The 22,284-nt window shown below is 75.1% G+C and carries 19 protein-coding genes; 13 read left to right on the top strand and 6 right to left on the bottom strand.

The annotated features are described in order from the left end of the window. Nucleotides 1-2: 2 nt before the first annotated feature. The 4 genes from ispE to VMF70_01610 are packed head-to-tail and all read right to left on the bottom strand — an operon-like array spanning nt 3 to nt 4,379. Entirely contained in the window at nt 3-884 is an 882-nt protein-coding gene (gene ispE / locus VMF70_01625; protein ID HTT66705.1) for a 4-(cytidine 5'-diphospho)-2-C-methyl-D-erythritol kinase, read from the bottom strand. Then, nucleotides 881-1,942 carry a lysylphosphatidylglycerol synthase transmembrane domain-containing protein gene (locus VMF70_01620; protein HTT66704.1) on the bottom strand — a complete coding sequence of 354 codons (1,062 nt, stop codon included), beginning with the start codon at nt 1,940-1,942 and terminating at the stop codon, nt 881-883. The genes ispE and VMF70_01620 overlap by 4 nt, the downstream gene beginning before the upstream one ends. Next, on the bottom strand, nt 1,920-3,632 hold the full coding sequence (locus VMF70_01615) for a hypothetical protein (GenBank protein HTT66703.1): 1,713 nt from the start codon (nt 3,630-3,632) through the stop codon (nt 1,920-1,922). The genes VMF70_01620 and VMF70_01615 overlap by 23 nt, the downstream gene beginning before the upstream one ends. 24 nt (nt 3,633-3,656) lie before the next feature. Then, nucleotides 3,657-4,379: a pyridoxine 5'-phosphate synthase gene (locus tag VMF70_01610; GenBank protein HTT66702.1), complete on the bottom strand. Its 723-nt coding sequence runs from the start codon at nt 4,377-4,379 to the stop codon at nt 3,657-3,659. Between the two features lie 69 nt (nt 4,380-4,448). On the opposite strand from VMF70_01610, the gene VMF70_01605 reads away from it, so the two are divergent. Continuing rightward, a complete protein-coding gene (locus VMF70_01605) occupies nt 4,449-4,877 on the top strand; it encodes a hypothetical protein (GenBank protein ID HTT66701.1) in 429 nt (142 codons plus the stop codon). Here the strand turns inward: VMF70_01605 and mce are convergent. Further along, nucleotides 4,874-5,290, bottom strand: coding sequence for a methylmalonyl-CoA epimerase (gene mce / locus VMF70_01600; GenBank protein ID HTT66700.1), 417 nt, complete (start codon nt 5,288-5,290; stop codon nt 4,874-4,876). The two genes, VMF70_01605 and mce, sit on opposite strands and share 4 nt — an antisense overlap. 29 nt (nt 5,291-5,319) lie before the next feature. On the opposite strand from mce, the gene trxA reads away from it, so the two are divergent. The 9 genes from trxA (at nt 5,320) to VMF70_01555 (ending at nt 17,953) form a co-directional block, all read left to right on the top strand. Continuing rightward, complete coding sequence (trxA, locus tag VMF70_01595) at nt 5,320-5,649, top strand: thioredoxin (protein HTT66699.1); 330 nt, start codon at nt 5,320-5,322, stop codon at nt 5,647-5,649. Nucleotides 5,650-5,652: 3 nt separating this feature from the next. Beyond that, complete coding sequence (locus tag VMF70_01590) at nt 5,653-6,669, top strand: hypothetical protein (GenBank protein ID HTT66698.1); 1,017 nt, start codon at nt 5,653-5,655, stop codon at nt 6,667-6,669. Then, nucleotides 6,651-7,508: a 16S rRNA (cytidine(1402)-2'-O)-methyltransferase gene (rsmI, locus tag VMF70_01585; GenBank protein HTT66697.1), complete on the top strand. Its 858-nt coding sequence runs from the start codon at nt 6,651-6,653 to the stop codon at nt 7,506-7,508. Before VMF70_01590 ends, rsmI begins: the two co-directional genes overlap by 19 nt. A gap of 4 nt (nt 7,509-7,512) precedes the next feature. After that, nucleotides 7,513-8,121: a DUF4159 domain-containing protein gene (locus tag VMF70_01580; GenBank protein HTT66696.1), complete on the top strand. Its 609-nt coding sequence runs from the start codon at nt 7,513-7,515 to the stop codon at nt 8,119-8,121. Next, nucleotides 8,118-11,468, top strand: coding sequence for a hypothetical protein (locus VMF70_01575; protein ID HTT66695.1), 3,351 nt, complete (start codon nt 8,118-8,120; stop codon nt 11,466-11,468). Before VMF70_01580 ends, VMF70_01575 begins: the two co-directional genes overlap by 4 nt. Then, entirely contained in the window at nt 11,452-13,179 is a 1,728-nt protein-coding gene (locus VMF70_01570) for a hypothetical protein (GenBank protein ID HTT66694.1), read from the top strand. Before VMF70_01575 ends, VMF70_01570 begins: the two co-directional genes overlap by 17 nt. Continuing rightward, a complete protein-coding gene (locus VMF70_01565; protein HTT66693.1) occupies nt 13,176-14,498 on the top strand; it encodes a hypothetical protein in 1,323 nt (440 codons plus the stop codon). Before VMF70_01570 ends, VMF70_01565 begins: the two co-directional genes overlap by 4 nt. Next, entirely contained in the window at nt 14,495-17,092 is a 2,598-nt protein-coding gene (locus VMF70_01560; protein ID HTT66692.1) for a helicase C-terminal domain-containing protein, read from the top strand. Before VMF70_01565 ends, VMF70_01560 begins: the two co-directional genes overlap by 4 nt. A gap of 234 nt (nt 17,093-17,326) precedes the next feature. After that, nucleotides 17,327-17,953 carry a fumarylacetoacetate hydrolase family protein gene (locus tag VMF70_01555; GenBank protein HTT66691.1) on the top strand — a complete coding sequence of 209 codons (627 nt, stop codon included), beginning with the start codon at nt 17,327-17,329 and terminating at the stop codon, nt 17,951-17,953. Here the strand turns inward: VMF70_01555 and VMF70_01550 are convergent. Continuing rightward, on the bottom strand, nt 17,934-19,730 hold the full coding sequence (locus VMF70_01550; GenBank protein HTT66690.1) for an ATP-binding protein: 1,797 nt from the start codon (nt 19,728-19,730) through the stop codon (nt 17,934-17,936). The genes VMF70_01555 and VMF70_01550 overlap by 20 nt on opposite strands. Before the next feature lie 212 nt (nt 19,731-19,942). On the opposite strand from VMF70_01550, the gene VMF70_01545 reads away from it, so the two are divergent. From VMF70_01545 to VMF70_01535, 3 genes are all read left to right on the top strand, one after another. Then, nucleotides 19,943-21,112, top strand: a complete 1,170-nt coding sequence (locus tag VMF70_01545; GenBank protein ID HTT66689.1) for an aminotransferase class I/II-fold pyridoxal phosphate-dependent enzyme — start codon at nt 19,943-19,945, stop codon at nt 21,110-21,112. Continuing rightward, nucleotides 21,099-22,010, top strand: coding sequence for a hypothetical protein (locus VMF70_01540; protein HTT66688.1), 912 nt, complete (start codon nt 21,099-21,101; stop codon nt 22,008-22,010). The genes VMF70_01545 and VMF70_01540 overlap by 14 nt, the downstream gene beginning before the upstream one ends. Continuing rightward, nucleotides 22,007-22,284: hypothetical protein (locus VMF70_01535; protein ID HTT66687.1), on the top strand; the 278-nt coding region annotated here is incomplete at its 3' end. The genes VMF70_01540 and VMF70_01535, both read left to right, overlap by 4 nt.

Genomic DNA, 22,284 nt, shown 5'->3' with positions numbered 1-22,284 from the left:
GCCTACCCGTCGTCCACCAGCAGGGGCGGGGCGGTGAGGGTGGAGGCGCGCAGCATCGTGGCCGCGCCCAGCACCGACCACGCCGCGTCGCGCGCCGAGACCGACTCGAACAGCGCCACGATCGCGCCGCCGCTCCCCGCCAGCCGCACCAGGAAGGCCTCGGTCTCCCGGAGGCGGTCGAGCCAGTGGCCGATCTCGGGCAGGTGCCCGGCGACGACCGGCTCGAAATCGTTGTGCGAGTGGTCGCGCACGCTGGCCCAGCTCGCGAGCGTGCCGGCGGGGATCACGGCGGCGTACCCGCCCTCCCGGGTGCCGCGCTCCTTGTCGAGCCAGGCGTAGGCGTCCGCGGTGCGGACCGGGGCCGGGGGAGGGACCACGAGCAGCGGCAGGGAAGGGAGCGGTGCGAAGGTGAGCAGTCGCTCGCCGCGCCCCCAGCCCAGGGCGAGGGGGCTGCCCGACAGGAAGAACGGCACGTCGCTCCCCAGGGCCGCGCCCAGCTCGAGCAGGTCGCCGGCCGAGAGCGGTGAGCCGAACAGCCGATTCATCGCGGCCAGGGTGGCGGCCGCGTCGCTGGAGCCGCCGCCCAGGCCCGCGTTCCAGGGAATGCGCTTGGTGAGCGTGATCCGGACCCCGCCGCGGGCGCGCGACGCCGCCAGGAAGCGCGTGGCGGCGCGGACGATCAGGTTGTCCTCGGCGGGCCCGAGCGCGGGCGGGGCGCCGTGCAGCGCGACGCCGGCGGGGGCCGGCTCGAGCACCAGGTCGTCCTCGAGGCCGATGAGCTGGAACAGCGACTCGATCGCGTGGTAGCCCCGCGCGTCCCGCCCGAACACGCGCAGCCACAGGTTGATCTTGGCCGGTGCCCGCGCCCGGATCCGCGCGTTCACGCCGCGGTCCCGCCGCCGGTGAGGTCGCGGAGCGAGAGGCCCGACCGCGCCAGCCGCCACAGGCCGATCGCCGTGATCGGGATGAACCAGCCGATGTGGGTGCCCAGCGCGCAGCTCGCGGCCGGCGTCTGCGGCACGCCGTAGAGGCCGAGCGCGAACACGCCGGTCCATTCGAACACGCCCACGAACCCGGGCGAGGAGGGGATGGCCACGCCGACGGCCACGATGCCCTGCATCAGCAGCGGCGAGGTCACGGGCAGCGGGCCGAGGTGGAACGCCAGGAACGCCGCGTAGAAGGCGGCCGCGTTGATGAGCCACACCCCGAACGAGGCGGCGACGACCTGCGCGAAGGCCACCGGTGAGCGCAGCACCGTGAGCCCCTCGATGAACGACCGCGTCACCCGGACCACGAACTCCGCGGCCCGCTCGGGCAGCAGGCGGCGCAGGGCGGCGGCCAGCCACGCGAGCGCCGGCCGCGGTGCGTGCACCAGGAAGAACAGGAACGCCAGGAGCACGATGAACGCCGCGCCGCTCCACGCGGCGATGCTCGAGACGCTTCTCCCGCTCAGCCGGGCCGCGCCGGCGACGTGGAACGTGGCGATGGCGAGGGCCAGGAGCAGCACGACGATGAGGCCGTCGAACACGCGCTCCACCGCGACGGAGCCGATCGAGCGGGGCAGCGGCACGTCGATGAAGCGCGAAGCGGCATAGGCCCGTGCCAGCTCGCCCGCCCGCGCGGGCAGGAGGTTGGTGGCCATGAAGCCGATCGCGGTCGCGTGCCACACCGGACGGTACGGCACGACGTCGCCGCCCGAAGCGAGGATGATCCGCCACCGGAAGGCGCGCGCCGGGAAGGTGAGCGTCGCGAGCGCCACCGAGAGCAGGTAGTACCCGACGTTGACGCTGCGGAGGTCGGCCAGCAGCTCCGCGGGGTCGACCCCGCGGAGCGCCCAATACAGGAACCCGAGCGAGATGAGGATGCCCGCGAGGCCCAGCCAGAACCGGCCGCGGCCGGCGGACGTCGGCGATGCGGGGCTAGCGCTCGGCGCCGAGACCAAGCTGGACCAGGTCGAACACCTCGCGGACCAGGGCGGCCAGCTGCGCCGCGCCCCCGTTCCGCGCGGCGAGCAGGGCCTCGATCTCGGGCTGGAGCGCGAGCGCGTGCTTGAGCGCCGCCGGCCCGCGATACAGCAGCGACTCGACCGGCACGACCTCGGATTCGTCCGCCGCCGCCGGCGCCAGCGCTTCGATCGAGACCACGCCGGCTTCCTCGACCGGGTGCGCCAGCAGCCTCTCCAGCTCGCCGGCCTCGGACGGCGGCTCGGCCACGAGGCGGGCGAGCGATGCGAACGCATCGGCCAGCGATCTGCCGGCCTCGACGGGTGCCACGACGTCCGCCGGCTCGGCCGGCTCCCCGCCCGCCGCCGCCTCGGCCGGCGACACGAGGAACGGAAGGCCCGGCAGCACTTCCGGCTCGGGGGTCGCCGCGGGCGCCGCCGCCACCGGGGCCAGGGCCGGGGGCGTCGTCGAGAGCTCGCCGAGCTGGACGCTCACCGCGTCGAGCGCCGCGCTGAGCACCGCCTCGTCGTCGTGGGCCGCGCCGCGGAGCGTGTCCGCCGCCTGTCCGACGAGGCCCACGAACAGGGGCAGGTTGGCCTCGGCCGCGCCGCGCCCGATCGCGCCGCGCCCGGCGTCGGCCAGCCGGCCGAGCGCGCCCGCCAGCGGCGTGCCGCCGGCGCCGGTGAGTGGCCGCAGGGCCGCCGCCATCCCGAACAGCCTCAGGTCGCGCAGCACCGGGGAGTTGGCGCGCTGGAGCGCGCCGGCCGCACCGGCCAGGTACTCGCCCTCGCTCACCACCTCCACCCGCGTCAGTCCGGCCGGCGGGGCGCCCTGGGTCACCACGTGGGGGCCGGCGTCGTCGAAGAACAGCGACTCGATCGGGACGACGGTGCCGCCGCCCGCGAAGGCCTGCAGCAGCAGCGTGGCGAAGGCGGCCGCCTCCTCGCCGTCGGTCGTCGGTCGCCCGAGATCCACCACCTCGCGCGCGGCGCGGGCGAGGGCCTTGGCACCGGCGTCGAACGCGGCGGCCGCGGCGGGCGCCACCGGGCCCGACGTGGCGTTCACCTCGTGCACGGCGCCTTCCACGCCGATGAGGACGTCGGCCAGGGGCGGCAGGTCGCCCAGCACCGCGACGCCCTTCAGCGCCGACATCGCCTGCGTCACGCCCGCCAGGGCGCCCCGCGCCCCCGGATCGTTGGCCAGCGCGCGGGACGCGCGGTCCAGCGCGGTCGCGATCGCGGCGGCCTCGCGGGCCACGAACGCGCGGGCACCGGCGTCGAGCCCCTCGCCGCTGGCGCGGGCCGGGACGCTCGGCCGTCCGGCCACGCGCTCCAGCTCGGCGCCCAGGGCCTCCGCCTTGGCCGCGTCCTGGTCGGAAGGCGCGCGGACCCGGCGCAGCAGGACCTTGCAGTCGTCCACCGCGCGCACCAGGCCGCCGCGCACGCCTTCGTCCCATGCCAGCCGCCCGTCGCGCACGGCCCGGCCCACCGACTCCAGCCCCTGCGCCGCGCGGGCCAACGGCTGCTGGCTCGCCATCAGCGCGCTGCCGCGGAACGCGCGCGCGATGCGGACGAACTCCTCCGCCGCCTCGAAGACGCCCGGCCGGGCCTGGGCCAGCGCGTCGAGCCGCTCGAGGTACTCGCCCGCCTCGAGCACGAAGAAGTCCGTCATCCCGATCGCGTTGGTCATGGCCCCTCCGACGATGGCGCCAAGCTATGACGCGGCGCGGGCGCGGTCAATTCGCTCCCGCATCTCGCGCACCGCCCGCTCGATGCCCACGAATACGGCGCGGCTGATGATGCTGTGCCCGATGTTCAGCTCCTCGACGTCGCGCAGCGCCGCGACGGGGCCCACGTTTTCGTAGGTGAGCCCGTGGCCCGCATGCACCGCCAGGCCCAGCCCGCGGGCCTGCCGTGCGGCGGCCGCCAGGTCCGCCAGGGCCGCGTCCCCGGTGCGCCAGCTCTCGGCGTAGCGGCCCGTGTGCAGCTCCACCGCCACCGGATGGAGCGCCGCCGCCGCCGCGACCGCCTTGGGATCGGGGCTGATGAACAGGCTGGTCCGCACGCCCGCCGCGGCAAGACGGGTCAGCGCCCCCTTCAGGCGCGCGGCGCCCGCCACGCAGTCCAGGCCGCCCTCGGTGGTGATCTCCTCGCGGCGCTCCGGCACCAGGGTCGCCTGGTGCGGCTTCAGCCGGCCGGCGATGGCGACGATCTCGTCCGCGGCCGCGAGCTCGAGGTTCACCACCGTCCGGACCGTGCGGGCCAGCAGCTCCACGTCGCGGTCCTGGATGTGGCGCCGGTCCTCCCGCAGGTGCACCGTGATGCCGTCGGCGCCCGCCTGTTCCACCAGGACCGCGAGCCGGACCGGGTCGGGCTCGTCGGTCCGGCGCGCCTGGCGCACCGTGGCCGCGTGGTCGACGTTGACGTACAGTCTCACGCTTGCTCGCTCCCCGGGCGCCCGTTAGCTTCGCTGCTCGTGGCCCCCACACTCCGATTCTGCGCCGTAGTGTCCCTCGGTGCCGTCGCCGCCTGCGGCGGCCGGCGGGTCGTCGTGGCCCCCGCGCCCGCGTCCCCCGAGGCGACGGTAGGGCAGTTTCTCGCCGCCGTCAACGCCAACGACCACGACCGGATGGCGGCGCTGTTCGGCGACGAGCGCGGCCCGAGCACCGTCACCTGGTCCCGGCAGGCGGCCCGCCGCGACTCGATGATCACGATCATGCAGCACCTGCTCGTGTCCGACTCGTCGCGGGTGGTGAGCACCGAGGCCGCGCCCGACAAGAACACCTGGCGGGTGCTGAAGCTGGTGCTGTTCCAGGGCGAGAAGCGGGCGACCGTGCCGTTCACGGTGGCACCGCAGTCCGCCGGCGGGTGGCTCGTCGCCAGGATCGACCTCGAGCCGCTGATGCCCGCTGTGAACGCCCGTACGCGTCCCTAGTCCGTCAGCTCGAGCAGGATGCCTGCCGTCGCCTTCGGGTGGAGGAACGCGACCCGCCGGCCATCGGCGCCGGGCCGGGGCGCGGCGTCGATCAGCCGGTAGCCGGCCGCCCGGCAGCGCGCGAGGGCCTGCTCGAGGTCGGGGACGTGGTAGCACAGATGATGAATGCCGGGGCCGTGCCGGGCGAGGAACTTGCCGATGGGGGTCCCGGGATCGGCCGAGGCCAGCAGCTCGACGTCCACGCCGCCGGCCGGCACCACGACGAGGGTGGCGCCGTCGGCCGTCTGGCTGGGGCCGGGCACCAAACCGAGGACGTCGCGGTAGAAACCGATGGCCTCCTCGAGGCTCCGCACCGCCACGCCGACATGGGCGAGCCGGACGCCGGGAGCACGCTGCATCTCGGGCGGGAGCACGCGCACATTCTAACCGGGAGCCGGATGTCATGGCAGGGTCGCAGGCGCAGGCGGTGACGGACGGGAACTTCCAGGCGGAGGTGGAGCAGCACCCCGGCCTGGTGCTGGTGGACTTCTGGGCGGAATGGTGCGGACCGTGCCGCGTCATCGCGCCGATCCTGGACCAGATCGCCGACGAATACGCCGGGAAGCTCAAGATCACCAAGATGGACGTGGACGCGAACACCCAGACGCCGATGCGCTTCAACGTGCGCTCGATCCCGTCGCTGCTGTTCTTCAAGGGTGGCAAGCACGTCGACACGGTCGTGGGGGCGGTGCCGAAGGCTCACCTGCTCGGGAAGATCACCCAGCACATCTAGCCCGTGCGTGCCTCGTCCGCCGTCCTGACCGACACGTCGACCCGCCTGTGGGGTCTGGAGTTTCCCCGCGGCCGGGCGCTGCTGGCCCGGACCCGCGCGCCGTACGTGGCGCTCGAGAACCTCATCGCCTTCAGCAAGCGCGACCGCGACGGGAAGGTGGACGCCTACCTGGTCGCCTACCTGCCCGACGAGGTGGTGGTGCTCTTCTTCCTCGGCGGCGAGCTGGTCAACGCGGCGGTGCTGACGTCGGCGGGCCGCACGACCGTGGCCCTCGGCGACGCCCTGCGCCGGATCGAGGCCGGGGCGGAGCGCGGGGAGATCGCGTTCCACGAGGCCGCGCCCGACCTGCTGGCCGCCATCTACGGCTCGTGCGCGCAGGCGCCGCTGGCCATCCAGATCGAGGCCAAGAGCCCGGACACGATCTTCGCCGCCCTGCTGGAGCGGCAGTGGTCCGGGCTGCTCGAGCTCATCTCGAACGGACGGGTGAACTACCTGACGGTGAGTGCCGGCAGGGTGGTCTCGGGCTTCTACGCCGCGCGGGGTCCGGACGAGCCGGCCCTGAGCTACGTCGCACGGCTGTTTACCTCGACGCCGCCGGAGCCGCTCCCCGCCATCGCGGTCAAGCTCTACGATCTGCCGCGGCCGTTGCCGGTCCAGGCGGCGCCCGCGCTCATCGCGATGTTCCGTAGCTACGTGTGGGACCTCACCGAGCTCATCGAGGGCGAGGCGCCGGGGGAAGGCACCAAGCGGGCCGAGCGGGTGCGCCAGCGTCTCGTGCCCAAGTACGACGTGCTGGCCTTCGTGGGCGGCCTGCGCGGCGCCGAGCGGCCGGACCCGGTCGTCGAGCCGGCCGCCCTCGCGGAGGGGGTCGCGGCCTGGACGCGGGAGTTGCTCTCCGAGCTGGAGGTGCTCGCGCCCCAGAGCGCGCCGCGGCTGGTGCGGCAGTCGGGTCGCGAGCACCGGTTCGCCCTCAACGCGGTGGGGTTCTTCGACAAGCTGCCATGGCGCGTCCAGTGGTGAAAGGCGGAACGCTGTTCGTGCTGAGCACCCCCATCGGTCATCTGGGGGATTTTTCTTTTCGGGGCCTGGAGGTGCTGCGGCGGGTGGCCGTGGTGGCCGCCGAGGACACGCGCCGGACCCGGCGGCTGCTCGGGCACTACGAGGTCGTCCGGGAAGTCGTGAGCCTGCACGCCCACAGCCAGGTCGAGGACATCGAGCGGCTGCTGGACCGCGTCGCGGCGGGCGAGGACGTCGCCTACGTGACCGACGCGGGCACGCCGGCCATCTCCGATCCGGGCGCGGCCCTGGTGGCCCGCGCCCACGAGCGGGGCGTCGGCGTGGTGCCCATCCCGGGGCCGGCGGCGGTCATCGCGGCCCTCGCCGCCGTGGGGCTCCCGGCCGACCGCTTCCTGTTCCTGGGGTTTCTGCCCCGGAAGGGCACGGCGCGCGCGGCGCTGCTGCAGCGCATCGCGGCGGAGAGCTGGACGACGGTCTGCTACGAGGCGGCGAACCGCACGACCGCCCTGCTCCGGGACCTGGTCGCGGCCTGCGGCGCCGACCGGCCGGCCGCGGTGGCCCGCGAGCTGACCAAGATCCACGAGGAGATCCGGCGCGGAACGGCTGGCCAGCTCGCCCAGTATTACGAGGAGCACCCCCCGCGCGGCGAGGTGACGGTGGTGGTCGGCGGCGCCCCTCGCGGAGCGGCCGAGCCCAGCCCCGCCGCGCCCGACGAGGACGAGGCGCGCGAGCTCGTGGCCGCCCTGCGGGCCGACGGCGGCGCGCCGGGTGCCATCGCCAAGGAGCTGGCCCAACGCCTAGGAATCTCCCGCCGCGACGCCTATCGCCTGCTGAGCCGGTGACTCCGTGGTCCCGCTGACCATCGGGCGGGTCCACTACGACGGCGGAGGGGACTGGTACGGCAATCCCTCCAGCCTGCCCAACCTGCTGCGCGCGATCCGCGAGCGCACGACCCTCCAGACGGCCGACCGGGAGCGGGTGGTGCGGCTCACCGACCCGGCGCTTCCCGACGTGCCTTACCTCTATATGACCGGACACGGCAACGTGCTCTGGTCGGCCGACGACGTGCGCTCGCTCCGCGCGCACCTGGAGGCCGGCGGGTTCCTGCACGCCGACGATTGCTACGGGATGGACAAGTCCATCCGTCGCGAGATCGCGAAGGCCTTCCCGGACCGGCCGTTCGCGGAGGTGCCGCTCACGCACCCCATCTACCACAACGTGTACGAGTTCCCGCACGGGATTCCGAAGATCCACGAGCACGACGGCCTGCCGGCGCAAGGCTTCGGCATCTTCTTCGGTCCGCGCCTCGCCCTCTACTACTCCTACCAGTCCGACCTCGGCGACGGGTGGGAGGATCCGGAGGTGCACCACGACCCGGCCCCGATCCGCGAGCAGGCGCTGCGGATGGGGGTGAACCTGTTCGTCTACGCCGTGACCGGGGGCGCCGGCCCGTGAGCGAGCTGCTGCAGGGCCTGTCCGCGCTGCGCGCCGTGGTGGCGCGGCGCCGCGGCGCCGCCCGGGTCCTCGGCGCGCTCGCGGCGGCGCTGGCCCTCATGGCGGCGGCGGCGCTGGCCGGCCGCGCCGGCCTGTTCTGGCGGCTCGGCTGGGTGCCGCTGGCGGTGTGGGCGGCCGCCTTGGGCCTCGTCGGCGAAGCGCTGTGGCGCGCCGCCCGGGGCCGGGCCGCGTCGCTCGCGGCACTGCGCGAGACGGCCGCACTGGTGGAGCGCGAGCAGGCCCTGCGCCGCGGCGCGCTGGTGGGCGCGGTCGACGTCGCCGGATCGGCGGGTCCGGCGGGTACGTCGGCGGCGCTGGTCGCGAGCGCGGTGCGCCGCCTGGCGCGGGTGCTGCCGGCCGCGGGCGGCGCCGCATGGGCGCCGGCGACGGTCCGCGACCTCGGGCGGCGGGTCGGCATCCGGGCCGCCGCCTGCGCGGTCGCCGCGGGGGTTGCCGCGGTCGGCTTCGTCGTGGCGGGCGACGCCGCGGCGCAGCTGGCGTCGCCGCTGCGGACCCTGCGCGCGTCGCTCGCGCCGAAGGTCGCGATCGTGGTGTCGCCCCGGGAGGTGCGGCGCGGCGGCACCGTGACCGTGGAGGCGCGCTCGAGCACGCCGGAGCGCATCCACCTGCACGTGCGCGAGACGGGCGACACGTGGCACGAGATCCCCGCCGCGGCGGCGGGCGCCGGCCGCGTCGCGGGCCGGCTCGCCGCGGTCACGGCGCCGACCTGGGTGTTCGCAACCGCGGGCCGCGGGGTGTCGGACACGGTGCGCGTGGGCGTCGTCGAGCCCGCCATGGTCACCGACTTCTCCGTCGAGGCGCACTACCCCGCGTACCTCGAGCGTCAGGACGAGACGCTGCCGTCGGACTCCGGCCAGGTGCTCGTGCCGATGGGGACGCTGCTGAGGATCCGCGGCGCCGCTTCCCGGCCGGTGCGAGCGGCGGCACTCGCCGACGGCCCGGAGCGAGTGGCGCTGGCGGCCTCGGGGCAGACGTTCCGCGGCGAGCTGGTGGTGCGGGGCACGGCGGCGTGGCGGCTCGCGCTGGCCGACGAGGGTGGCGAGCCGTTCCCGGAACCGCTGCCGGTCGTGAACGTGCGCGCCGTGCCCGACAGCGCGCCGGTCGTCGGCCTTCCGGTGCCGGGGTCCGACACCACCGCGCCGCTCGATCTCCGGCTCCCGCTGGTCGTGGACGCCCGCGACGACCACGCGCTCGGCCGCGTCGAGGTCGTGAGCTGGAAGGTGAGCCGCCTCGGCAACGCGGCCGGCCGCGTCGTGGACACGCTGCCGGGGGTGGCCGGCGCGGATCACGTGGTGCAGAGCCTCCTGCTGGACATCAACGGCCGCGGCCTGCTGCCGGGTGACACGCTGCGCCTGTTCGCGCGCGCGGTGGACCGGGCGAGCGTGCCGCACGTGGGCGTGAGTCGCGAGTACGCGATCCGCCTCCGCACGCTCGAGGAGGTCCGGGAGGCCGTGCGGGCCGGGGTGGACAGCCTGGCCGCGTCGGCGTCGGACCTCGCGGGCGACCAGGCGGCCCTCGGCCGTCGCACCGCCGACCTGGCGGCGCAGCGCAACCGGAGCGCGGACTCGGCGGGCGCGGAGCAGACGGCGCCGACCTCGCCGGCCGGGAGCGCGCCGCGCGCGGGCGCGCTGCCGTTCGAGCAGGCGCAGGAGGCCGGCCGGATCCGGGAGGAGCAGCAGCGGCTCGTGGCGCGCGCGGACTCGCTCCGCCAGGAGCTGGCGCAGGTGGCGCGGGCTTCGGAGGACGCCGGGCTCAACGATCCGGCGTGGCAGCAGCGGCTGCGGGAGCTGGACTCGCTCCTCACCCAGGCCATCACCCCCGAGATGGCCTCGCGGCTGGAGGAGCTGCGCCAGGCGCTGGAGCATCTCGACCCGCGGGCCGTGGAGCAGGCGCTCCGGCACCTGGCCGACGCGCAGCGCGATCTGAGGCGCGAGCTGGAGCGCAGCGCCGAGCTGTTCGAGCGCGCAGCGCTGGAGGGATCGATGGAGGCGTACGCGCAGCACGCCGACGAGCTGCGGCGCGCCGAGCAGCAGTGGGCCGCCCGCGCGCCGGAGCACCGGGGGAGCGACACGGCGGCCGCGGCCCGGGAGCAGCGCGCGCTGGACCGGCAGGCCGACACGCTGGGATCGGGCCTCGCCGCCCTGGGCCCGCGTCTGCGGCAGCGGGCCGACACCGCCACCGCCGCCGCCGTGGAGCGCGCGGCGCAGCAGGTCGCCGAGGCCTCGCGCCAGATGTCCGAGGCCGCCGGCTCGATGTCCGGCGGACAGCAGGACTCGGCGCAGCGGCAGGCCGAGGGCGCCGCGCGTGCCCTCCAGCCGGTGGCCGATTCGCTGCGCCAGCGCCGGCAGCAGATGTCGTCGGCGTGGCGCGCGCAGGTCGTGAAGCAGCTCCACGATGCGGAGGCGGAGACCGTCGCCCTGGCGCTCGAGGAGCAGCAGGCGGCCTCCGCCCTGCGGCGCGGCGAAGGCTCGGGGGAGATGGGCGGCCGCCAGTCGTCGCTCGAGCAGGGCGTGGACCAGCTCGCGCGCCAGCTCGCGCAGGCGTCCGGCTCCAACGCACTGGTCTCTCCGCGGCTGGGGGCGTCGCTCGGCCAGGCGCGCGCGCAGATCGAGCAGTCGCGGCGCGCGCTGGAGGGGCCGCGCGCCGACCCGGACCAGGCGGCGCAGGGCGCCGAGGCGGCGGCGCAGTCGCTGGCGGCCGCGGCGTTCCAGATCCGCCAGGCCGGACGGGACGTGGCCGGGTCCCAGTCGGGCTCGGGCCTGGCCGAGGCGCTGCAGCGGATGGCGGACCTGGCGGGGCGCCAGGGTGCACTGAACGACCAGCTGGGCGGGCTGCTGCCGATGCTCGGCGCCGGCGGGGCCCAGGAGGCGGTGCTCCTGCAGTTGCGGGCGCTCGCCGCGCGCCAGCGGGCCCTGGCCAACGAGCTGGAACGGCTCGGGGGCCTCGGTCTGCCCGGCCGTCCCGAGCAGCTCGCGCCCGAGGCGCGGCGCCTGGCCGACCAGCTCGAGTCGGGTCACTTCGACCGGGCGACCCTGGAGCGCCAGCAGCAGCTGTACCGCCACCTGCTCGATGCCGGGCGCACGATGCGCAACGACCAGGAGAACGATCCGGAGCGTCGCAGCGAGACGGCGCGCGAGCAGCCGGCCCACCTGCCGCCGGCCGTCGTCCCGCGCGAGGCGGCGCTCCGCTACCCGCCGCCCACGTGGGAGCAGCTCAAGGCGCTCTCCCCGGTCGAGCGGGCGATGGTCCTCGACTACTTCGAGCGGCTCAATGCACAGGATCGCTAGCCTCGCGGCCGGGCTCCTGGTGCTGCTGCCGGCGGGCGCCGCCGGCCAGACGGCGGTGATGCAGGCCCTGGACCTGGAGCAGCAGGGCTTCCTCGGCTCGGCGGCGGGGTTCTACGCGGCGGCGCTCCGCGCGGAGCCCAACAACCCCATCGCGCTGCTGGGCCTGGAGCGGGTGGGCCAGCAGGTGGGGTGGCGCGATTCGGCGGTGGCGTACGCGGAGCGTGCGATCGCGCGGGATTCGACCGACAACACGGCCCGCGGCGTCGAGGTGCGGGGGCTGCGGGCGCTGGGGCGAGACTCCCTGGCGGCGGCGGCGCTGGTGCGGTGGCTGGCGTCCGACCCGCGCAGCCCGCTGCCCTACCGCGAGTGGGCACAGCTCAGCCTCGCGGCGGGGCGCGTGGACGAGGCGCGCGCGGCGGTGGAGCGGGCGCGGGAGCGGTTCCGCAGCCCCGCGCTGCTCGCGCCGGAGATGGCACGCGTGGACGTCGCCACCGGCGACTGGATGCGGGCTGCCGCCGAGTGGCGGGCGGGGGTGACCGCCGAGCCGCAGGTGGCCGGGGCCGCCGCCTTCAGTCTCCGCCCGGCCCCGGCCGGCACGCGCGACGACATCCTCGCCACGCTGACGGCGCCGGGGGCCGGGGTGAGCGACGGCCGGCGGCTCGCCGCGGACCTGCTCCTGGGCTGGGACCAGGCCGCGCGGGCCTGGGCGCTGCTGCGCTCCGAGCTTCCGCCTCCCGGGCCGCTCGCGGCGGACGCGCTCCGCGCCTTCGCCGACCGGGCGCGCACCGTGGCGGGGCCTGCGGCGCAGCGCGCGGCGGCACAGGCGTACGAGATGCTGGCGCAGATCGAGCCGGCGGCGGCGGCGGTCGCGACGCGGGTGGAGAGTGCCCGGGCCTACGCGGCCGCGGGGGATGCCGCCGCGGCGCGGCGTCTGCTGCGTCCCCTGGCGACCGATCCGGAGGCCGATCCCGCGGACCGCTCGGCCGCCATCGCGGTGATGATCGAGCTGGCCGTGCGGGCCGGCGATCCGGGCGGAGCGGCGCAGCAGCTGGCGACGGACTCCGCCGCCCTCACCGGGTCGGAGCGGGAGGCGCTGGGCCGCCGCATCGCCCTCGGGTGGCTGCGGCGCGGCGAGGTGGACAGCGCCGGCGCCGCGATCGAGGACGACGGGTCGCTCGACGCCCTGGAGATCCGCGGCTGGGTCGAGCTGTGCCGCGGCCACCTGGCTGCCGCGCGGGACGCGCTGGCGGGCGCGGGCGCGGCGGGCGGGGAAGCGGACGGTGCCGCGGAGCGCGCCGCGACGGTCGCGCTGCTCGACGCGGTCGGGCGCGACACGCTGCCCGCGCTCGGCGCGGCGCTGCTGCTGGCGGTGCGCGGCGACTCCGCGGCGTCGTCGCGCGCCCTGGTGCCGATCGCGCGCCAGGTCGGCGGCGAAGGCGAGCCCGCGCTCCTCCTGTGGGCCGCGCGGCTCGCCGCCGCGGGCGGCGACGCGGCGGGCGCCGAGGCGCTGTGGCGTGAGGTCGCCGAGCGGTTCCCCGCCTCCGGGGTGGCTCCCGCGGCGGAGCTGGCGCTCGCCCGCGCACTCGAGCGGCGGGGGGACCTGCGCGGCGCCCGGGCGCGGCTCGAGGGCATGATCCTCGGCCATCCCCAGAGCGCCCTCGTGCCCGAGGCGCGCCGCGAGCTGGACCGGGTACGAGGGATGGTGCCGTGAAGCGGCGCGTGTTTCTCCGGGCGGTGGGCGGCGCCCTCGGCTGGCTGGCGGGCGCGCGGGCGGCCCGCGCGCTGCCGCCGGTCGCGGACGGGCGGGGCGGCGCCGCGCCGCGCGACGGCTCGCTGCTGCTGGTGCCGATGGACGACGCGCAGACCAACCACCTCAAGGCGTACGGCATCGCGTACGACGCGGTGCGGCGCGGCGGGCACACCGAGTGGCTGCTGAACTACCGGGGTGGCTCGTTCCTCGTGCCCGACGACGGCGCGGTCCGCCGCGCCACGACGCTGGCGGGCGTCGCGGTGGAGGGCGTGGACGACAGCCAGCTGCTGACCATCCGCGGCACGATCGAGCAGAACAACATGGACGCCGTCGTGCTGGAGCGCGCGCCGCGGGTCGCGATCTACGCGCCGCCGTTCGCGCCGCCGTGGGACGACGCGGTCACGATGGCGCTGCAGTACGCCGACATCCCGTTCACGCGCGTGTGGGATCCCGAGGTCCTGGGCGGCGGGCTCACGGCCTTCGACTGGCTGCACCTGCACCACGAGGACTTCACCGGCCAGGACTCCAAGTTCTACCTCACCTACGCCGGGGCGTCGTGGCTGAACGACATGGTCGCGGCCGACCAGGCCACGGCGCGGCAGCAGCGCTTCGCGACCGTGCCGGCCCTCAAGAAGGCCGTGGCGGAGCGACTCCGGTCCTACGTCGAGAACGGGGGCTTCCTGTTCGCGATGTGCACCGCCACGGAGACGCTGGAGCTGGCGCTGGCGGCGCACGACGTGGACATCGCGGCCGCCTTCGCCGACGGCACGCCGATGGACCCGGACGCCGACGCCAAGCTCGACTGGTCGCGCGCGATGGCGTGCCGGGACGCGCACCTGGAGCAGAACCCCGCGATCCCGGTCTTCTCCGATATCGACGGCCACCAGGTCAACAACCCGGCGCTGCGCCAGCCGCTCGGCGCCTTCGAGCTGTTCAACTTCAGCGCCAAGATCGATCCCGCGTACACGATGCTGGTCCAGTGCCACCGGCAGGTGATCCCGGATTTCTACGGCGTCACCACGAGCTTCACGCGCCGCACCCTCAAGCCCGCCGACGTCGTGCTGGCCGAGGAGCCGGGGGCGCCGTGGGTGAAGTACATTCATGGCGACCTCGGCAGGGGGACCTGGACGTACCTCGGCGGGCACGACCCCGAAGACCCGCAGCACCAGATCGGCGCGCCGCCCACCGACCTGTCGCTGCACCCCACGTCCCCGGGCTACCGGCTGATCCTGAACAACGTGCTGTTTCCGGCCGCCAGGAAGCGCGAACTCAAGACGTGACCGCGCCGGACGAAAGCGGACGGGTAGCGGAGGCGTCCGCCGCGCCGCCCGCTCGATCCGGCCCGGGCCCGCGTGCCACCGGCGGGCGGCTCGGCGCCGCCGCCCGCGAGGCGATCGCGCAGGCGATCGCCTCGGCCGGCGGCCGCGAGGTGTCGTTCGTCGCCGACCTGGCGCCCGACGGCACCGTGGTCCGCGCGGAGCCGGTGGCGCGCGGCACGGTGGACTCGGTGCTCGCCCTGCCGGGGGTGGCGGCGCGCGGCCAGATGGTGCTGCACAACCACCCCAGCGGGCTCCTCGAGCCGTCCAACGCCGACCTCGACGTGGCGGTGCGCCTCCACGACGGCGGCGTGGGCTTCGGGATCGTGGACAACGGGGCCACGGCGCTGTACGTCGTGGTGGAGGTCCCCAAGCCGCGCACCACGGAGGCGCTGGACCCGGTGGCGGTCGCGGCGCTGCTCGCGCCCGGCGGCCCCGTCGCGGGCGCGCTCGGCTTCCACGAGGACCGCCAGAGCCAGCGCGACATGGCCGCCTACGTGGCCGACACCTACAACGAGGGCGGGGTGGCGCTGCTCGAGGCCGGCACCGGCGTCGGGAAGAGCTTCGCCTACCTGGTGCCCGCCATCCAGTGGGCCGTGGCGAACGGCGAGCGCACCATCGTCTCGACCAACACGATCAACCTGCAGGAGCAGCTGGTGGGGAAGGACCTGCCGCTGCTGGGGCGCGCGCTGGGGACCGCGGACCGCCCGGTGCGCTTCGCGCTGCTCAAGGGTTGGCGCAACTACGTGTGCCTGAGCCGGCTCGAGCAGGCGGCGCGCAGCGTGGGCACGCTGCTCGAGCCCGACCGCCGCGACGAGCTGGAGGCCATCGGGAAATGGGCCTCGCACACCGCCGACGGCAGCCTGTCGGACCTCAGCTTCACGCCCAGCCCGGAGCTGTGGGACGAGGTGGCGGCCGAGTCGGACCTGTGCACCCGGCTGCGGTGCCCGCATTTCGAGCGGTGCTTCGTGTTCGCGTCCCGCCGCGCGGCGGCGGACGCGGACGTGGTGGTCGTGAACCACCACCTCCTGGCCAGCGACCTGGCGGTGCGCGGCGCGGCGGGCAACTGGCTGGAAGCGGCCGTGCTGCCGCCGTACCGGCGGGTCGTGGTGGACGAGGCGCACCACCTCGAGGATACGGCCGGCGAGCACCTGGGGGCGCAGGTCACCTCCCGCGGCGTCGAGCGGCTGCTGTCCAGGCTCGAGCGCGGCAGCCGCGGCGTGCTGCCCGCGCTGCGGGGCGCGCTCGCCACGGACGCCGGCGAGCTGCTGCGCGAGGCGGCGACGGAGGTGCTCGAGGCCCGGGTCGCGCCCGCGCTCGCCGACGCGCGCCGCACCGCGGAGGCGCTGTTCCGGCTGCTCGACGCCTTCCTCGCCGGCCGCACGGACAACGTCGTGCGGCTCGCGGACGACTTCGCCGACGATCCCGTCTGGACGGCCGGTCTCGGCGACGCGCTCGACGGGCTCGGCGGCGCGCTCGGCCTGCTGCGGGAAGCGCTGCTGGCGCTGACGGACCGGCTCGCCGGCGAGGCCGAGCCGTCGGACCGCATCCAGTCGCTGCTGGGCGAGCTCAAGGGCATCGCCGGCCGCCTCGAGGGCGCGCGGGACGCACTCCGCACCGCGCTGCGGCCGCCGCCGGGCGCGTCGCTGGTGCGGTGGATCGAGCGCCGCGGCGGCACGCACGTGGCGCTGGCGGCGGTGCCGCTCGAGCTCGCGCCGATCCTCAGGGAGCTGCTGTTCGACCGCGTCGAGACCGTGGTGCTGACCAGCGCGACCCTGGCGACCAGCGGGTCGTTCGAGTTCCTGGCGGGACGGCTGGGGATCGACCGGCCGCCGGCGTGCGCCGGCGCGCGCGAGGTGCTCCCCTCGCCGTTCAACTACCGCGACCAGTGCCTGTTCGCCATTCCCGACGACGTCCCCGAGCCGCGCGACGACGTGGAGGCCCACGGCGCCCGGGTGGCCGAGATCGCGGCGGACCTCGCGCGCGCCTCCGACGGCGGCCTGTTCGTGCTGTTCACCAGCCACCGCGCGCTGCGCGAGACCGCGGCTGCGCTCCGGCGCCGCGCCGACGTGGCGGGCCGCTGGCCCCTGCTGGTCCAGGGCGATGCGCCCCGCGACCAGCTGCTGCGCCGGTTTCGCGACGCCGGCTCGGCGATCCTGCTCGGCACCGACTCGTTCTGGGAGGGCGTGGACGTGCCCGGCTTCGCCCTGCGCGCGCTGCTCCTGGCCAAGCTCCCGTTCCGCGTGCCCACCGAGCCGCTCACCGCCGCGCGGTGCGAGGTGATCCAGGCCGCGGGCGGCGACCCGTTCAACGAGTACCTGGTGCCGCTCGCGGGGCTCAAGCTCAAGCAGGGGTTCGGGCGGCTGATCCGCTCGCGGAGCGACGTGGGCGTGGTGGTGCTGCTGGATCCCCGGGTGTTGCGCAAGCGGTACGGGGGGGCGTTGCTGGAGGGGCTGCCGGAGGCGGCGCGGGTGATTGGGCCGTGGGACCAGTTGAGAGGTGAGATCGAGGAGTTCTTTGAGCTGCATGGTGTGGAGGGCGTGAGAGGTGAGAGGTGAGAAGGGAAAGTGAGGGGGGAGAAGTGCGAGGGGACAGTGAGAGGTGAGAAGTGAGAGGCGGTGATGCGTGAGAGGGCGGGGTCGGCGACTTCTCACGCCTTTCGCGTCTCACCTCTCACGTCGTTGCTTCTGACCCCTCACCTGAACCGCTCACGTCGTTGCTTCTCACTTCTCACCTGAACCTCTCACCCCTCACCGCTCACTGCTCTCGCTTCCAGCCGTGAGGGGTGAGACGTGAAACGACCCGGCAAGATCGTCTGTGTGGGCCGCAACTACCCCGCGCACGCCGCGGAGCTCGGCAATGCGGTGCCCGCTCGGCCGCTGCTGTTTCTCAAGCCGCCGTCGGCCGTCATCGGCGACGGCGAGGCGATCGTCCTGCCGGACGCGTCGCGCCAGGTCGAGCACGAAGGCGAGATCGGGGTGGTGATCGGGTCGCGGCTGTGCCGGGGGAGCCCGGCCGCGGCGCGCGCCGCCATCGCCGGCGTGACCTGCGTCAACGACGTGACGGCGCGCGATCTCCAGAACGCCGACGGCCAGTGGACCCGCGCCAAGGGATTTGACACCTTCTGCCCGGTCGGCCCGCGGCTGCTCGTGGTGGCGGCGGACTTCGACCTGGCGGGCCTCGAGGTGCGGTGCCGCGTCAACGGCGTCGAGCGTCAGCGGGGCCGCTCGGCCGAGATGGTCTTCGGCATCGCGGATCTCGTCGCCTACATCTCGCAGGTGATGACACTCGAGCCGGGCGACCTCGTCGCCACCGGCACGCCGGGCGGCGTGGGCCCGCTGGCCGACGGCGACGTCGTCGAGGTGGAGGTCGGGGGCGTGGGGGTGCTGCGGAACCCGGTCAGGTCCGCGGTGCGCTAGCCGCGCCGGGCGCCGGCGCGTCGAGCGCCGCGCGGACCGCGCCCAGCAGCTCCGGGATCGTCCACGGCTTGGTGAGGAACGGGAACCCGGGCTCCATCTCCTCCCGCTCGTCTCCCCGGCCCGGGTAGCCGCTGGTGAACAGCACCCGCACGTGGCGGCCGCGCTCCCGCAGCTCGCGGATCAGCTCGTTCCCCCCGAGCCGCGGCATCACCACGTCCGTGATGACCAGGTCCACGCGCGGCTCGTGCTCCAGGAGGTCGATCGCGTCGCGGCCGTCCCCCGCCGTGAGGACGCGGTAGCCGGACTTGGCGAGCACCCGCGTCGCGGCGCGCCGGAGGGCCGGCTCGTCCTCGACCAGGAGGATCGTCTCGCCCGCGCTGGCCCCCGCGCGCGCGGGCTCCTCGGCCGCCGCCGGCGCCACGGCCCCCTCGACCACGGGCAGATAGACGGTCACCGTGGTGCCGGAGCCGGCGCGGCTCGCCACGTCCACGTATCCCTGGTGCTGCTTCACCAGCCCGTACACCATTGACATCCCGAGCCCCGTGCCCACGCCCACCGGCTTGGTGGTGAAGAAGGGCTCGAACACCTTGCGCAGCGTGTCCGTGTCCATGCCGGCCCCGGTGTCCCGGACCGACAGCACGACGTAGTCGCCCGGGCGCGTCCCGGCGTGGCTCTGGGTGAAGTCCTCGTCCATGGTCGTGCGCGCGGTGGCGATCGTGAGGGTGCCGCCACCCGGCATCGCGTCGCGCGCGTTGGTGACCAGGTTCATCACGATCTGCTCCACCGCCCCCGGGTCGGCGTGAATCCGCGCCTGGGCGGCGCCCAGCGCGAGCGTCAGCTCGATGCTCTCCGGGATCAGGCGGCGCACCACCCGCCCGAAGTCCGCGAGCAGCTCGTCCACCGCCAGGGTCTGGTACTCGAGCGTCTTGCGGCGGCTGAACGCGAGCAGCTTGGCGGTGAGGGTCGCGCCGTGGCCGGCCGCGGTGCGGATGGTCTCGAGGTCGTCGCGGAGCGCCGAATCCGCCGGCAGCTCACCCCCCATCAACTCGGCCGTGGTCAGGATGGTGCTGAGCAGGTTGTTGAAGTCGTGCGCCATCCCGCCCGCGAGCTGGCCGACCGCCTCCATCTTCTGCGCCTGGCGCAGCTGGCGCTCGAGGTCGGTGCGCTCACTCACGTCGGTGGCGATCACCAGCCGGGTCGACGTCCCCCCGACGTCCATGGCGTGGGCGACCACGTCCACCTCGAACACGGTGCCGTCCTTGCGCCGGTGCCGGAACCGCCCCCGGCGCACCCCGTCGGCGGCGGGCGCCGCGAAGTGCTCCATCAGCGCCGGCACGTCTTCGGCCGGCCGGAGCTCGACCACGGTCATCCGCTGGAACTCCTCGCGCGTGAAGCCGTACTGGCGGATCGCCGCCTCGTTGACCGCCAGAAACCGCAGCGTCACGGGGTCGAACAGATACAACGGCGTCGGATTGGCGTCGAACAGGAGGCGGTAGCGCTCCTCGGAGTCGCGCAGGGCCTGCTCGGCCGCCCGCCGCGGTCCCGCGTCGGCGTGGCCGGCGACGGCGGCCGCGCCGAGGGGGCGGACGATCAGCCGCCAGGCGAGCCCCGCCGCCACGGTCGCGACGATGGCGGCGTCGATCGCGGCGACGGCGAGGGCGGAGGCGTGCGGCAGCAGGTACGGCACGGCGAACGTGACCGCGAGAACGGCCGCCACGAGCGCCGCGAAGGCGCGGGCGAGCGGGGGTGGCCGGGTCGCGTCTGCCTCTGGAGCCATGGGTGATCGCCGCAAGGCTGGTGGCAATGCGACGCCAAGATGCGGTAATTGCAGGGGTCCGCGCAAGCGCCGCGGACGACCGGGTTTTGGGTTGCGGCTCGAGGCCGTACATTTGCAGAGCAGCGGGGTATCAAGGTCTGCGCGGCCGGGGCGCGTGGGAGCGTCAGCCGGCCGCCCCCGCAGCCGACCTTCGCGGGACGGGGAGACGACTCGTGGCGCACATCGCCAGGCGCGTGGGGATGTTTCCGGGTTATCCGCTGGCTCACATTCCGCGCCTGAAGCGCGAGCTGATCGCCAGGGGCGTGGACGTGATCGACGTGGGCGCGGGCGACCCCGTCGAGCCGCCGCCGGCGCTCGCGCTCGAGGCGCTGACCGATGCGCTGCGCGACCCGGCGATGCACAAGTACGGCTTCCAGCTCGGCCTGCCGGCGTTCCGCGAGGCGGTGGTGCGGTACCACCGGCGCCGCTTCGGCACGGCGTTCGACCCGATGACGGAGGTGCTGCCGCTCCTCGGCTCGAAGGAGGGCCTGGCCCACTTCGCGCTGGCCACCACGAATCCCGGTGACGTCGTCGTGGTGCCGGAGCCGGGCTACCAGTGCTACATCGGCGGGGCCATCGCGTCGGGTGGCCAGGCGCACGTCGCGCCCCTGCGCGCGGACGCGGACTTCCTGGTCGAGCTGGGCGAGCTGCCGCGCGACGTGCTGCGCCGCGTGAGCCTGGTCTACCTGAACTATCCCAACAACCCGACGGCAGCGGTCGCGCCGCTCGACTACCTGGAGCGGACGGTGGCGGTGTGCCGCGAGCACGGCATCGTCCTGGCGTACGACAACCCCTACGTCGAGATCACCTACGACGGATACCGGGCGCCGAGCATCTTCGAGATCGAGGGCGCGCGCGAGGTGGCGGTCGAGTTCCACTCGTGCTCGAAGACCTTCACGATGACGGGATGGCGGCTGGGCTGGGCGGTGGGCGGCCGCGAGCTGATCGGGGCCCTGACGACCGTGAAGTCGTATCACGACACCGGGCCGTTCCTCGCGGTCCAGAAGGCGGCGGTCCCGGTTCTGGACCAGGCCGAGGCGGTGGCGCGCGAGGCGGTGGCGCGGTTCGCGGCGCGGCGCGACGCCGCCGTGAAGGCGCTGACCGCGGCCGGCTTCGAGGTCGCCCCGCCGCGGGCCACCCTGTACCTGTGGGTCCCGCTGCCCGAGGGGCTCAAGTCGGCGGAGTTCGCGCGGATGGCGATGGAGGAGGAAGGCGTGATCGTGATGCCAGGCAGCGGGTTCGGCGCGTCGGGCGAGGGGTACTTCCGGGTCGCGCTCACCGTCGGCGAGGAACGGCTCGTCGAGGCGGCGGAGCGGATGGGTCGGGTGCTTGCGCGAGCGTAAAGCGTTCACGCTCCCCACGGGCGGCGCGTGGCCGCGGTGGTGGCTGGTCGCGTCCATCGCGGCGCACTTCGTGGTGCTCACGGCGCTGGTGGAATCGAGCATGTCGTGGCACCTCGGGGGCCCGGCGTCCCGCGGGCGGCTGGTGCTCACCGGCGCCGAGCCGGGCGACAGCACCCGGCGGATCGTCCTCTACCTGCCCTCGGCACCCGCCCGGCGCGGCGCGGGTGAGGGCGAGGCGGCCGGCCGCGCCACCGCGGTGACGGCGCCCGCCGTGCTCGCGCCGCCCGCAGCGGCCGACAGCGGCATGCCGGCCGCGAGGACCGGCGCCGGCGGTCGCGACACCGCCGTGGTGGCGGTCGCCAGGCCGCGGTCCGGGTCGGGGCGCGGCGTCCGGGGCGTCATCAACTACACGCCGCAGTTCGGCGACGGGCGTCCCTGGGTGGATCCGGAGACGGGAACGGGAGCGGGAGCGGGGACGGCGAGCCGGGAGATCCGCATCGACTCGGCCGTGGCGGTGCGGATGCGGCAGCTGGCGGACTCGATGGAGAAGAACCCGTCGCCCGACCCCAACGCCGACCCTTACGTGTCGAAGCCCTGGACCTTCCGCGTCGGCGGCAAGACATACGGAATCGATTCCAAGGGCATCCACCTGGGCGACTTCACGATCCCGACGGCGGTGCTGGCGTTCCTCTCGACGCCGCAGGGCAACATCGACCAAGCGCGCGCGAACCAGGCCTACATGGCGATGCGGGCCGACATCCTGCGGGCGGCGGCGCGCGCGCAGACGGAGGAGGACTTCCGCGAGGCGGTGCGGGAGATCCGGGCGCGCAAGGAGAAGGAGCACGAGCAGCAGCACCAGCCACCCCAGCCAGCCAGCCCGCAGCCGGCGCAGCCGTGAAGCTCGTCGACACCGACGACACGGTGCTCATCGTGACGGGCATCGACGTGCCCGCCGAGATGAACGACCGCCCGCTCGCCTATCGGCTCAAGGCCGAGATCGACCGGAGGGGCGGAGGCCGGCCGTTCCGCTCGGGGCTGGTGGTGTCCGACGCCTGGTTCGCCCAGAACCGGATCTTCCACCTCTGCCCGGTCGTCGCGGTGGGAGGCCCCGGCGTGAACGCCCTGGCGGCGAGCCTGGTGAACGAGCTGCCGATCCTGGTCAAGCGCGAGGA

This window comes from Gemmatimonadales bacterium (assembly GCA_035502185.1).
Taxonomy (GTDB): domain Bacteria; phylum Gemmatimonadota; class Gemmatimonadetes; order Gemmatimonadales; family JACORV01; genus Fen-1245.
Note: the sequence above shows the minus strand (reverse complement) of the source record. Positions and strands in the feature narration are given on the sequence as shown.